This window comes from Bacillus sp. UNC41MFS5, assembly GCF_000686805.1.
In genome coordinates, this window is record NZ_KK366017.1 from 175,226 (window position 1) to 187,633 (window position 12,408).

Consider the following 12,408-nt stretch of genomic DNA (forward strand, 5'->3'; position numbering starts at 1 on the left):
TGGCAATATATATAAATCGAATATTAAGGAGAAAATAAATATGAAACATTATCAATTATTTATTAATGGAAAATGGGTTGATGCACTTTCCGGGAAAACTTTTGAGTCTTTAAATCCTGCAACAGGTGAAGTGAATGCATTAGTTGCGGAGGCTGGTCCTGAAGATGTAAATTTAGCCGTTGAAGCAGCCCGAAAAGCATTTGAAACCGGTCCGTGGGCTAATATGGCCCCAGGGGATAGAGGGAGATTACTTTATAAAGTAGCCCAAGCTCTTTGGGAAAAAGCAGACATGCTTGCTGAAGTTGAAACGCGGGATAATGGACTGCCAATTAATGAAACAAAATTTATTGCCATGCCTGCAATGATTGATGTTCTAGAATTCTATGCAGGACTTGCAAATAAAGTCCAAGGCAGTACTTTAGCATCACCAAACAATCGCTTTAATTACACATTAAAAGAACCAATTGGAGTTGTTGGTGCAATTGTACCTTGGAATTTTCCACTCATGCTTACAATGTGGAAGCTGGCTCCTGCTTTAGCAGCCGGAAATACAATTGTCATCAAGCCAGCAGAACAAACTCCTGTTAGTATTCTTGAATTGGTTAAAATCTTTCATGAAGTAGGCATTCCAGATGGAGTTATTAACGTTGTACCAGGTTTCGGAAAAACCGCAGGTGATGCACTTTCATCTCATCCAGATATAGATAAAATTGCATTTACAGGCTCAACAAACACTGGTCGATTAATAATGCAAGCAGCAAGTAAAAATCTAAAACCAATTAGTCTCGAATTAGGTGGAAAATCACCAAATATCGTGTTTGATGATGCAAACATTGAAAATGCTGTGAATGGATCGATGTTCGGTATCTTCTTTGCTCAAGGTCAAGTTTGTGCATCAGGTACAAGGCTATTTGTTCAAGATGGTATTTATGATAAGTTTATGGACTCTTTCGTAAAGAAAGCAAAATCCATACGTGTAGGAAATCCTTTAGAACAAACGACACAAATGGGACCTCAAGTTTCACTACAGCAATTAGAAAGAATTCAACAGTATGTGTCTGTCGGAATTGAAGAAGGTGCTAATCTTGTCATTGGTGGTCAAAGAAACAATGACGCAGGGAACGGATACTTTTTTACACCAACAGTCTTCGAAAATGTTACAAATGAAATGACGATTGCCCGTGAAGAAATCTTTGGTCCTGTTTTGTCAGTTATTCGTTTTAAAGATGAAGAGGACGCGTTAAAAAAAGCAAATGATACATTGTATGGATTAGCTTCAGGATTATGGACAAATGATTTAAAACGAGCACATCGTATGGCAAAGGGGTTAAAAGCAGGTACAGTTTATGTAAATACATTTAGTATGTTAGACAGTGCTGCGCCATTTGGTGGTAGAAAACAAAGTGGATTTGGAAGAGAACTAGGTATTCAAGCGATGGATATGTATACTGAGACAAAAAATGTATGGATTGATTTGAGTGAAGAAGGCTTGAATTGGTATGGTATATAAGGCTATGTTCAGTTGAAAACTTATCTTTATAAAATCTCAAACTTCGCTGAGCGAAGTTTGAGATTTTATGTAGTAATATATAATTTTAGATTATTGGTAGAAACGGTTTTGGTGTAAAAACTTCAAGAATTTCAATTTATGAAATATAAAAAAGAAAAAGAAATATCTGAATATATTTACAATGATTTCAACATGTGATACGTTATTAATATAAAGTGTAACAAAAATCACAGCAATAACAAAAAGTTTGTTATATAAATTCTCAACATAATAAACTTTTGTAAGCGATTAAATGGGAGAAATCGGATAAAGGGGATGAAGAAATGATAATTCATGAGGTTGAAACATACTCAAAAAAGGAAATGGAAGCGCTACAACTGGCTCGATTAAAGGAAACAATAAGAAGAGTAGCTGATAAAGTACCTTTTTATCAAGAAAAGTTTAAGGATCTTAATATAACAGTAGAGGATATCCAAACTATTGAGGACGTGCGTAAACTGCCCTTTACAAAAAAAGAAGCTTTGCGTGAAAATTACCCTTTCAACTTATTTGCGGCTGACATGAAAGACATCATTCGTATTCATGCTTCTTCTGGTACCAGCGGAAAGCCAACGGTAGTGGGCTATACGAAGAACGATATTGATAATTGGGCAGATATGGTTGCCCGCGCCATTGCTATAGCTGGTGGAGAGCCAGATGGAGTATTTCAGAATGCGTACGGATATGGATTATTTACAGGTGGATTAGGTATTCATTATGGAGCAGAAAGACTTGGCATGGCAACAGTTCCGATATCCGGGGGGAATACAGAGCGTCAAATTACTGTCATTGAAGACTTTAAGCCAACAGTAATTGCTGGAACACCTTCCTATATTCTGAAAGTTGCTGAAGAAATGGAAGATATGGGGAAAAATCCAAAAAACAGCTCTTTAAAATTTGGTATCTTTGGGGCGGAGCCATGGTCGGAAGAAATGCGTAAAGTTTTAGAAGCCAAGTTGGGGATTAAAGCCTGTGATATCTATGGCCTGAGTGAAGTAATGGGGCCGGGAGTAGCGATGGAATGTCATGAAGCGCAAGATGGATTACATATTGCGGAGGATCATTTTATCGTGGAAGTCATCAATCCGGATACCCTTGAACCTGTAACCGATGGTGAAGAAGGCGAATTGGTTTTCACTAGCTTAACGAAAGAGGCATTTCCTGTTATACGTTATCGTACAGGAGATATCGCTTCTATTACGAGAGAAAAATGCAAATGCGGCAGAACAACAACAAGAATGTCACGTGTGAAGGGCCGTATCGATGATATGCTCATTATACGAGGAGTAAATGTCTTCCCGTCTGAGATTGAACATTTTTTAATTCAAATCGAAGATCTTGCGCCGCATTACCAGGTGCGCCTGCGTCGCGAAGGAACGTTGGATGTGGTGGAATTACATGTGGAAGTTACTGAAGAGATTTACCAACAAGTAAATAACGACATGCAGCATGAGCATATTCAATTTGTTATGAAAAAAGTACAGCATTCGATGAAGAATCACTGTTTGGTGAGCATGAAGGTAAGAGTGCTTGCTCCAAGAAGTATTCCTAGATCTGAAGGCAAAGCAGTCCGCATTGTGGATGAGCGGAAAGTTGCCGCTACTGTATAAAATATTAAATTTTTATAAAATTGTTTGATTTTTAATGTAACGATAATTTATAATATCGTTATAGAAGTGTTATACTAAAGGGAGGGAATAGACGATGTCTAATCTCACAGAAACATTTACTGAGGTGGAAAAGTTAGAACAATTTATGAAGCGCATCGAAGCGGGGGAGAAGATCGAAGTAGACGATTGGATGCCTGATGAATATAGGACAGCACTTATTAAATTAATTTCTATGCATGGAATGAGCGAAATAATGGGAGCGCTTCCGGAAAAAGAATGGGTACCGAAAGCACCTTCTCTTCGTCGGAAACTCGGTATTATGGCAAAAGTTCAGGATGAAATGGGACACGGCCAATTATTGCTGCGTGTAGCAGAAGACCTGCTAAAGCCTTACGGAAAAACAAGAGGCGACTTAATGGAAGACTTATTTCAAGGAAAACTTAAGTTTCACAACGTGTTTCATATGCCAGCGCCAACTTGGGGAGATGCAGGATTAATCGGCTGGCTTGTAGACGGAGCGGCGATTATCACTCAAACGGATATGCTAGGCGCTTCCTACGGCCCATATGCAAGAGCACTCCAGCGCATTTGTGCAGAAGAAGTGTTCCATGCTCAGCACGGAGAATCCATCATCATCGCTTTGGCGGAAGGAACAGAAGAGCAAAAAGCGCAGATCCAAGAGGCACTAAACCGTTGGTGGGAGGCTTTGCTCATATTCTTTGGACCTGCCAGCAGCACTACGATGGGTAGCTCGAAACAAGACGTGACTATCAAATACAAGATTCGTACAAAAAACAATGAAGAACTACGTCAAGCCTTCTTTACGAAATATATTCCGCGAATCTTATCATTAGGATTAACGATTCCGGATCCAACGCTCCATTACGATGAGGAAAAGCAACAGTGGGTATATGCACAGCCCGATTGGAATGAGTTAAAGAAAATCAGCAAAAACCAAGGTCCGCGATCTCAAGCTCGTCTGAACCTTCGCCGAACATCTTACGAAAGTAACGCTTGGGTACGAGAAGCATTAAGCGCAGCGATTAGCTGAGAAGCAGAAGGGAGTAGACGGAAAAATGGAAAATAATAATAAAACATTTTATCAAGAGTTTGAAGTGTTTAGTAAGCGTACACCTAGCTCTGCGTTCCAGCATCAATTCAGCTTGCTCGCTCCAAACGCAGAAATGGCTATGATTATGGCTCAAGAAAATTTCATGCGCCGTGAACCGGTTGCTGACATTTGGGTGGTTAACAGATCAGACATTCGAGCATTAGCGCCTGAAGAAAAGCAAATATTAAATCGTTTAGATAATAAAGATTACCGTACAACAAAAGGATACGGATATTTAAAGAAAAAATGGCGTCATTACGAACAGAAAATGTTTGATGAAAAAGAGATTTTGTCGTGGGCAGGGGGAAAAGACAAATGAGTGAAACAGCAAAAACATTAAGCCCAGAATTTAAAGAGGCATTGGTTGAATTATTATTTCAGCTGGCAGATGATGATTTCTTTTTTGCTTACCGCGGTTCTGAATGGCTTGGATTAGCTCCGCATATTGAAGAGGATGTGGCTTCTTCCTCCATCAGCCAGGACAGCATGGGGCACGCGGCAATGTTCTATACCCTGTTAGAAGAATTAGGATTAGGGAAAGCAGACGATTTAGCGCATGCCCGTCCTACGCATGAAAGAAAGAATAGTATTTTAGTAGAACGTGTAAACGGCCCGGGGCATTATATGGAAGATGCACAATATGATTGGGCTTATGCGGTAGTGAGAAACTGTTTCTACACACTAGCGAAAAAAGTGAAAATAGACTCGTTGAAACAAAGCGCATACGGTCCGCTGGCAGAAGTAGCTGTGAAAGTAAATATGGAACTTTACTATCACTTGCTTCATTGGAAAACTTGGTTTGTCCAGCTTTTAAGTACAACGGAAGAAGCGAAAGAGCGAATGATGCAGGCGATGGACAAAGTTATGAGTGACTTTGATGATGTATTTTCATTAGGGCATCATGCAGAACAAATGAAGCAGTTTGGCTTGATTGAAGAAGAAAGCGTTTTAAAAGAAAAATGGACTGTTGCTTTGGCACCTATATTTGAATCGCTAGATTTAGAAATTCCTAGAAAAGTAAATCCTCAAAGCCAAAATGGACGCAACGGAGAGCACACGAAAGAATTAGATGATGCACTTACCACACTAGGGGAAGTATACAACCTCGATCCTGTTGCGCCTTGGTAATCAATCAGAAAAGAGGTGTGAATAATGATAGCACCCTTGCAGATAACACAGGAAGACGTGTTAAGCATATTGGAAAATGTAAAAGATCCCGAGATTGATACAGTAAGTATTATCGATTTAGGGATGGTGGAAGAGGTTTCCATCCAAAATTGTGATATATCGATTAAAATTTTGCCGACCTTTTTAGGCTGTCCGGCATTAGAGATTATTAAAAACAATATTGTTCGTGCGGTGAAGGGGCTTCCGACTGCTGAAGAAGTTTCGGTGGAGTTTATACAATCCCCGCCATGGACATCAGACCGTATTTCAGAAAAAGGACAACAGGGGCTAAAGGCGTTCGGAATAGCCCCTCCTCCAAAACAGATGGAGGAAGACGGCTCCTGGCATGTAGACTGTCCGTACTGTGGTTCTACTTATGTAACATTGGAAAATATTTTTGGCCCGACTGCATGCAGAAGCATTTTGTATTGCAAAAGCTGCAAAAATCCATTTGAGGCAATGAAGCCGATTTCAAATTTAATGTAAAGCGAGGAAACAACCATGGTAAAAATGATCGCATTATATAAACATCCTGAAAATAAAGAAGCATTTGACGAGCATTACTTTAATGTTCACGGTCCAATTACAGAGAAGATTCCGGGCCTTCGTAAAATGGAAGTAACCAAAATCGTCGGATCTCCAATGGGTGGTGAGGGAGAGTACTACTTAATGTGTGAAATGTATTACGACGATCATGAAGCGCTTAAGCAAGGCATGCGTTCTGCAGAGGGCAAGGCTTCTGGAAAAGATTTAATGGGCTTTGCTGGAGAACTCGTAACATTAATGATTGGTGAAGAAGTGTAATGAACAGTTTCCAATTTATCGAAACTTCTATTATAGACGGGGTAGGATTAATTGAACTAAACCGCCCTAAGCAATACAATGCGTTAAACCGCAGAATGGTAAGAGAAATTGTCGAAGCAATGGAATCATTTGATCAGCTGGATGAAGTGGTCACGATATTAATCACCGGAAAAGGACGTGCTTTTTCAGCCGGTGCTGATATTGATGAAATGGCAAATGATGATTCGATCCGTTTAGAGCTGTTAAATCAGTTTGCCGATTGGGATCGTCTCGCTCTTATCAAAAAACCGATAATAGGAGCGGTGAAAGGATTTGTGTTGGGCGGGGGTTTTGAGCTAGCGCTTTGCTGCGATATGTTAATTGCAGCAAGCGGCACTGAATTTTCATTCCCAGAAGTCAATATTGGTGTAATGCCAGGAGCCGGAGGCACACAACGTTTAACGAAACTTGCTGGAAGAACAAAAGCGCTGGAATGGCTTTGGACCGGGGATAGAATTTCGGTAGAACAAGCGCTGGAGCACGGAATCGTCAATCGGATTGTTGCGGAAGAATTATTGATGGAAGAAGCGATGAAGTTTGCCGTTAAGCTAGCAAAACAACCTCCTTTATCATTGCGTCTTATTAAAGATTCGGTAAATAAAGCGGTGGACCATTCCTTATACGAAGGGATGCAGTATGAACGAAAGAATTTTTACTTATTATTCTCTTCACAAGATCAAAAAGAAGGAATGCAGGCTTTCATAGAAAGAAGAAAACCGCACTTCAAAGGAAGATAAGGAGGCGGAAGGGATATGTTTGAAACGATTCGCTACAACGTACAAGATGGCGTAGCGTGGCTGCGAATGAATAGACCGGATAAGCTGAATGCTTTTATCGCTCAGATGAACCGTGAAATAAAAGAGGCGGTAAGAGAAGCCTCATTAGATGAAAAGGTGCGATGTATTGTCATAACTGGTGAGGGGCGTGCGTTTTGCTCCGGACAAGACTTAGCGGAAGTTAATGAGGAAATGGATCATGGCCAAGTTCTCAGAGATCATTACGCCCCCATGGTGAAACAAATTGTGAAATGTGAGAAGCCTATTATTGCCGCCGTAAACGGTGTAGCAGCAGGGGCTGGATTCAGTTTAGCACTTGCTTGCGATTTTAGAATAGCTTCAGAAAAAGCAAGCTTTCTTAATGCCTTTGTCCATATCGGATTAATTCCAGATTCAGGTAATATTTATTTCCTATCTAAATTAATCGGAAGCGCGAAAGCAGCAGAGCTGTCTATTTTGGGAGAAAAGGTTAGTGCTGAGAAGGCTTTTGACCTCGGGCTAGTGACAAAAGTGATTCCGATGGATACATGGGAACAAGAAGTCGAGGAGTTTGCTGTGAAGCTTGCTCAAATGCCAACGAAAGCAATCGGCTTAATCAAACGTTATTTAACCTTGGCTAACAACATTTCTTTTGACTCTTATTTAGAGAAAGAAGCTGAGGGTCAACGTATTGCAGGATTGACGCAAGATTCTCGTGAAGGCGTCAACGCATTTTTAGAAAAACGCAAACCTGTTTTTACAGGAAAATAAAAGGAGTGGGATAATATGTCAACAGTTCAAGAAATCAAAACAGAAAAACCTGCTATGAAACGTGAATTCTATCATATAATCATCAATGGCGAAAAAGTAGAAAGCAGCAACGGCGCTACGTTTAAAACATATAATCCTGCTACTGGCGAAGTCATTGCGGAGGTAGCGAAAGCGACAAAAGAAGATACAGAAAAAGCAATTCAAGCAGCTCGCAATGCATTTGATTTTGGCAAATGGAAAAAATCACCGGTTAATAAACGTTCTCGTGTATTAAATAAAATCGCTTCGATCATGCGTTCAAGATTTAATGAATTAGTAGAGTTAGAGATTTTAGATACTGGCAAATCCCTGCATGCAGCACAAGGTCAAGTGATGCAGGCAATCGAAGACTTCGAATTTTATGCAGGTGCCATCGTAGGACATGGCGGTACGGTGAACCCTGTGCCTGGACAATTCCACAACTATACTGAAAAAGAACCTGTGGGAGTTTGTGCGCAAATCATTCCTTGGAATTACCCATTAATGATGGCTGCGTGGAAGATTGCTCCTGCCATCGCTGTCGGATGTTCGGTTGTTGTAAAACCGGCTAGTTTAACACCGCTTACAGCTATTATTCTTGGAGAAATTTGTTTTGAGGCTGGAGTACCTGAAGGTGTCGTAAACATCGTTCCTGGTTCAGGCGCAGAAGTTGGAAACTACTTAGTGGAGCATACAAAAGTAGATAAAGTAGCCTTCACTGGTTCTACACCAATCGGTAAAGATATCATGGCAAGAGCGTCTAAAACGTTAAAGCGTGTTACGTTAGAGCTAGGCGGTAAATCACCTAATATCGTATTTGCTGATGCTGATATCGATGCAGCGGTAGACGGTTCGTTATTCGGTATCTTCTATAATACAGGTCAGTCTTGTGAAGCGCGTTCCCGCTTATACGTACATGAAGATATTTATGATGAGTTTGTTAGTAAATTTGTAGAAAAGACAAAAAAATTAAAACTAGGAAATCCATTTGATAAAGAAACACACCTTGGTGCGATTATTGATCAAAGCCAATGGGATGTAGTGGACAGCTATGTGAAGTCTGCAATTGAAGACGGAGCTGAAATTTTAGCCGGTGGTAAAGGGGCAAAAGTAGAAGGATTTGAAAATGGATTCTGGTACGAGCCAACTGTTATCGCCAATGTCAATCATGATATGAAAGTAGTTAAAGAAGAAATCTTTGGACCAGTTGTTGTCATCATGAAATTCAAAGATGAAAAAGAAGCAATCAAATTATCTAATGATACTGAATTTGGATTAGGTTCAGCTGTTTGGACAAAAGACGGAGGCCGTGCTACTCGTGTAGCCAATCAAATTCAAGCTGGTATCGTAATGGTGAACTGCCCGTTCTCAGCCATGCCTGGAACACCGTTTGGCGGTTATAAACAATCCGGTTTTGGCCGTGAGCTATGCATTGAGACGCTTGATCTGTATACGGAAACAAAAAGCATCATTTCTTACTATGGCAGCCGTCCATTAAATCCATTTGGTGTGTAATTCTATGATGAGTACGGATAGAGCTCCTAATGAGTTTTATTCGTACTTATTTGCATAAGTGTGTGTTGAAAAAGGAGGACAACCATGATAAATAACATTGTTGTAGTAGGTTCAGGTGTAATGGGAAGAGGCATTGCGTATGTAGGAGCAGTCGGCGGATACTCGGTTACCTTAGTGGATGTGAATGAAGCGGCATTAGAAAATGCCAAAAAGGAATTGAACAGCATTTTTGAAAAAGGATTATCCCGCGGAAAAATATCTGCTGAAACAGTAGAATTGTCCAAGAAAAATCTTTACTACGCTACTAGTTTACAAGAAGCGGCCAGTGAAGCGGATTTAGTGATTGAGGCTGTGCCTGAAAAAGCTGAAATCAAAAAAGCGGTATTTGAAACGATTGAAAAATATGCACCAGCTCATTGTTTCTTTGCGACGAACACATCAACGATGAGTCCAACGGAAATTGCTTCATACGGAAACCGTACGGAAAAAACAATTGCGATGCACTTTTTTAATCCTGTTCATAAAATGCCGCTTGTTGAAATTATTCGCGGCTTGGAAACAAGTGATGAAACGGCACAAGTGATTAAAGAAGTTGCGGAAAAGATGGGAAAAGAGACGGTTGTGATTAATGAGTTCCCTGGATTTGTAACAAGCCGCATTAGCGCCTTGGTCGGTAATGAAGCTTTTTACATGCTTCAAGAAGGGCTGGGTACACCTGAGGAGATTGATAAAGCCATTAAATTAGGATTGAATTACCCAATGGGTCCGTTTGAACTTGTAGACTTAGTAGGGTTAGATGCCCGTTTAAATAATTTAAAGTATTTGCACGAGAAGCTTGGTGAAAAATATCGTCCGGCTCCGTTATTAGAGCAATATGTTAAGGCAGGACGTTTAGGTCGAAAATCAGGCAAGGGAGTATATGATTATACTACCAAAGAAAAAGAGGCGGTTAAAAAATGAGAGAAGTTGTAATCGTAGATGCTGTTCGAACACCAATTGGCAGATATAACGGGGCTTTAAAAAGTGTACGTCCAGATGATTTAGGTGCGGTTGTCATCAAGGCGCTTGTAGAACGCAATCCGGCTCTTCCGGCTGATGAAATTGAAGAAGTGATTTTTGGAAACGCAAACCAGGCAGGTGAAGACAATCGTAACGTAGCAAGAATGTCTGCTTTACTGGCGGGTCTCCCCGTTAGCGTTGCGGGTACAACAGTAAACCGTTTATGTGGCTCCGGATTAGATGCTGTCATGTATGCAGCTAGAGCGATTGCGATTGGAGAAGGGGACATATACATTGCCGGCGGTACGGAAAGCATGACACGTGCGCCATTCGTTATGGCAAAGCCTGATAAAGAATTCCCTCGCGGTGGTATGGAGCTTCAAGACACGACGATTGGCTGGCGCTTCACAAATAAAAAGTTAGAAGAAATGTACGGCGTAGACACAATGCCGAAAACAGCTGAAAATGTAGCTCAGCGCTTTAATGTTTCACGCAGTGATCAGGATCAGTTCGCTTTTGAGAGTCAGCAGCGAGCGAAAAAAGCGATGGAAGAAAATCGTTTTGCACAAGAGATTGTCCCAGTCGTATATAAAGATCGAAAAGGAAATGAAATTGTCGTCGATAAGGATGAGCATCCTCGTCCGGATACAACATTAGATAAACTCGGAAAATTAAAGCCTCTGTTTGAAGGAGGAACGGTTACGGCGGGTAATGCTTCAGGTGTCAATGACGGAGCTTCAGCGTTATTAATCATGAGTGCCGATAAGGCGAAGGAATTAGGATTGAAGCCTCTAGTGAAGTATGTAGTAGGAGCAACAGCAGGATTAGAGCCGGCTATCATGGGATTAGGACCGATTTTTGCTACAAGAAAAGCGCTGCAACGTTCCAATTTAACGGTCGAAGATATCGGGTTAATTGAATTAAATGAGGCATTTGCTTCTCAAGCTTTAGAATGCATCCGTCAATTGGAGCTGGATACAAATAAAGTGAATGTAAACGGAGGCGCTATTGCGTATGGCCATCCGCTTGGGGCAAGCGGAGCCCGTATCTTAACAACCCTTATATACGAAATGAAGAAACGCGATGCAAAATTCGGCCTTGCGACGATGTGTGTAGGCGTTGGGCAAGGAATAGCGGCGATCGTTGAGAGTGTAACAGAATAACGTGAGGGCCCTTATTTGACGAAATGCCAAGTAAGGGTTTTTTAGCAAATAAAATGAGGTGTAGAAAATGTCTAATGTTTTGTATAAAATAGAAGATAGTATAGGGTATGTAACAATAAATCGTCCTGACGTGTTAAATTGTTTTGATTATGAGACATTAAAGCAGTTACAAGAAGTGGTAGATTCTATTGAGCTAGATCCAGAAGTGAGAGTAGTCATTTTCACTGGAGCAGGTGAGAAAGCCTTTAGTGCAGGTGCTGATTTAAAAGAGCGTAAAACTTTAACCGATGTGCAAGTAAGAAGAAACGTAAAAGCCATACGGGATGTATTCAACAGCATAGCATCTCTTCCACATCCAACCATTGCGGCGGTAAACGGCTATGCGTTTGGCGGTGGGTTTGAATTAATGTTGGCCTGTGATTTTTCCATTGCAGTAGAGGAAGCGAAGCTGGGACTTACAGAGACCAGTTGGGCTATTATTCCCGGAGCTGGCGGTACGCAGCGTTTACCGCGGTTAATTGGCGAAGCAAAAGCTAAAGAGCTGATTTTTACAGCCCGAAAAATCTCTGCTTCAGATGCTTATGGATACGGAATACTAACGAGAGTTGTAAAGCGAGAAGAACTAATGAAGTCTTGTGAAGAGTTTGCAGCAGAAATGATGAAAAATGGTCCCATTGCTTTAAAGCAAGCGAAATATGCGATTAATCAAGGGATGAATGCAGATTTGCAAACTGGAATGGCGATTGAGTCGAAAGCTTATGAAATAACGATTCCTTCTGAAGACCGATTAGAGGCTTTACGAGCTTTTAGCGAGCGTAGAACGCCTGATTTCACTGGAAAATAATAGCTGCAATAATCAGCATAGAATAATAATAGATTCTTTAGTGCTCCACTTCTTTAAAACAAA

13 protein-coding genes are annotated in these 12,408 nt (G+C 40.8%); all 13 read left to right on the forward strand.

Annotated elements, in window-relative coordinates; all coding sequences use genetic code 11:
* The first annotated feature begins 40 nt into the window (after window positions 1-40).
* The 13 genes from BR30_RS0117140 to BR30_RS0117200 all read left to right on the forward strand — a co-directional run bounded on the left by BR30_RS0117140 (window position 41) and on the right by BR30_RS0117200 (window position 12,345).
* Window positions 41-1,510 carry an aldehyde dehydrogenase family protein gene (locus tag BR30_RS0117140; protein ID WP_026566025.1) on the forward strand — a complete coding sequence of 490 codons (1,470 nt, stop codon included), beginning with the start codon at window positions 41-43 and terminating at the stop codon, window positions 1,508-1,510.
* A 323-nt stretch (window positions 1,511-1,833) separates the two neighbouring features.
* Entirely contained in the window at window positions 1,834-3,159 is a 1,326-nt protein-coding gene (locus BR30_RS0117145; RefSeq protein ID WP_026566026.1) for a phenylacetate--CoA ligase family protein, read from the forward strand.
* A gap of 94 nt (window positions 3,160-3,253) precedes the next feature.
* Complete coding sequence (paaA, locus tag BR30_RS0117150) at window positions 3,254-4,210, forward strand: 1,2-phenylacetyl-CoA epoxidase subunit PaaA (RefSeq protein WP_026566027.1); 957 nt, start codon at window positions 3,254-3,256, stop codon at window positions 4,208-4,210.
* 25 nt (window positions 4,211-4,235) lie between these two features.
* A complete protein-coding gene (gene paaB, locus BR30_RS0117155) occupies window positions 4,236-4,589 on the forward strand; it encodes a 1,2-phenylacetyl-CoA epoxidase subunit PaaB (RefSeq protein ID WP_026566028.1) in 354 nt (117 codons plus the stop codon).
* Window positions 4,586-5,398: a 1,2-phenylacetyl-CoA epoxidase subunit PaaC gene (gene paaC, locus BR30_RS0117160; protein WP_026566029.1), complete on the forward strand. Its 813-nt coding sequence runs from the start codon at window positions 4,586-4,588 to the stop codon at window positions 5,396-5,398. The genes paaB and paaC overlap by 4 nt, the downstream gene beginning before the upstream one ends.
* A gap of 24 nt (window positions 5,399-5,422) precedes the next feature.
* Window positions 5,423-5,923, forward strand: a complete 501-nt coding sequence (gene paaD, locus BR30_RS0117165) for a 1,2-phenylacetyl-CoA epoxidase subunit PaaD (protein ID WP_026566030.1) — start codon at window positions 5,423-5,425, stop codon at window positions 5,921-5,923.
* A 15-nt stretch (window positions 5,924-5,938) separates the two neighbouring features.
* Window positions 5,939-6,241: an EthD family reductase gene (locus tag BR30_RS0117170; RefSeq protein ID WP_026566031.1), complete on the forward strand. Its 303-nt coding sequence runs from the start codon at window positions 5,939-5,941 to the stop codon at window positions 6,239-6,241.
* Window positions 6,241-7,017 carry an enoyl-CoA hydratase/isomerase family protein gene (locus tag BR30_RS0117175; RefSeq protein ID WP_026566032.1) on the forward strand — a complete coding sequence of 259 codons (777 nt, stop codon included), beginning with the start codon at window positions 6,241-6,243 and terminating at the stop codon, window positions 7,015-7,017. The genes BR30_RS0117170 and BR30_RS0117175 overlap by 1 nt, the downstream gene beginning before the upstream one ends.
* Before the next feature lie 15 nt (window positions 7,018-7,032).
* Window positions 7,033-7,806, forward strand: coding sequence for an enoyl-CoA hydratase-related protein (locus tag BR30_RS0117180; protein WP_026566033.1), 774 nt, complete (start codon window positions 7,033-7,035; stop codon window positions 7,804-7,806).
* A 15-nt stretch (window positions 7,807-7,821) separates the two neighbouring features.
* Window positions 7,822-9,339, forward strand: a complete 1,518-nt coding sequence (locus BR30_RS0117185; protein ID WP_026566034.1) for an aldehyde dehydrogenase family protein — start codon at window positions 7,822-7,824, stop codon at window positions 9,337-9,339.
* 84 nt (window positions 9,340-9,423) lie between these two features.
* A complete protein-coding gene (locus BR30_RS0117190; protein ID WP_026566035.1) occupies window positions 9,424-10,299 on the forward strand; it encodes a 3-hydroxyacyl-CoA dehydrogenase in 876 nt (291 codons plus the stop codon).
* Window positions 10,296-11,501 (forward strand): acetyl-CoA C-acyltransferase, encoded by a 1,206-nt coding sequence (locus tag BR30_RS0117195; RefSeq protein WP_026566036.1) that lies wholly within the window; start codon window positions 10,296-10,298, stop codon window positions 11,499-11,501. Before BR30_RS0117190 ends, BR30_RS0117195 begins: the two co-directional genes overlap by 4 nt.
* Before the next feature lie 67 nt (window positions 11,502-11,568).
* Complete coding sequence (locus BR30_RS0117200) at window positions 11,569-12,345, forward strand: enoyl-CoA hydratase-related protein (protein ID WP_026566037.1); 777 nt, start codon at window positions 11,569-11,571, stop codon at window positions 12,343-12,345.
* Window positions 12,346-12,408 lie beyond the last annotated feature (63 nt).

Coding starts and splice junctions, on each gene's coding strand:
- BR30_RS0117145 (WP_026566026.1), top strand. CDS start 1,834: ATGATAATTCATGAGGTTGAAACATACTCAAAAAAGGAAATGGAAGCG.
- paaC (WP_026566029.1), top strand. CDS start 4,586: ATGAGTGAAACAGCAAAAACATTAAGCCCAGAATTTAAAGAGGCATTG.
- BR30_RS0117190 (WP_026566035.1), top strand. CDS start 9,424: ATGATAAATAACATTGTTGTAGTAGGTTCAGGTGTAATGGGAAGAGGC.
- BR30_RS0117200 (WP_026566037.1), top strand. CDS start 11,569: ATGTCTAATGTTTTGTATAAAATAGAAGATAGTATAGGGTATGTAACA.
- paaD (WP_026566030.1), top strand. CDS start 5,423: ATGATAGCACCCTTGCAGATAACACAGGAAGACGTGTTAAGCATATTG.
- paaB (WP_026566028.1), top strand. CDS start 4,236: ATGGAAAATAATAATAAAACATTTTATCAAGAGTTTGAAGTGTTTAGT.
- BR30_RS0117195 (WP_026566036.1), top strand. CDS start 10,296: ATGAGAGAAGTTGTAATCGTAGATGCTGTTCGAACACCAATTGGCAGA.
- BR30_RS0117185 (WP_026566034.1), top strand. CDS start 7,822: ATGTCAACAGTTCAAGAAATCAAAACAGAAAAACCTGCTATGAAACGT.
- BR30_RS0117175 (WP_026566032.1), top strand. CDS start 6,241: ATGAACAGTTTCCAATTTATCGAAACTTCTATTATAGACGGGGTAGGA.
- BR30_RS0117140 (WP_026566025.1), top strand. CDS start 41: ATGAAACATTATCAATTATTTATTAATGGAAAATGGGTTGATGCACTT.
- paaA (WP_026566027.1), top strand. CDS start 3,254: ATGTCTAATCTCACAGAAACATTTACTGAGGTGGAAAAGTTAGAACAA.
- BR30_RS0117180 (WP_026566033.1), top strand. CDS start 7,033: ATGTTTGAAACGATTCGCTACAACGTACAAGATGGCGTAGCGTGGCTG.
- BR30_RS0117170 (WP_026566031.1), top strand. CDS start 5,939: ATGGTAAAAATGATCGCATTATATAAACATCCTGAAAATAAAGAAGCA.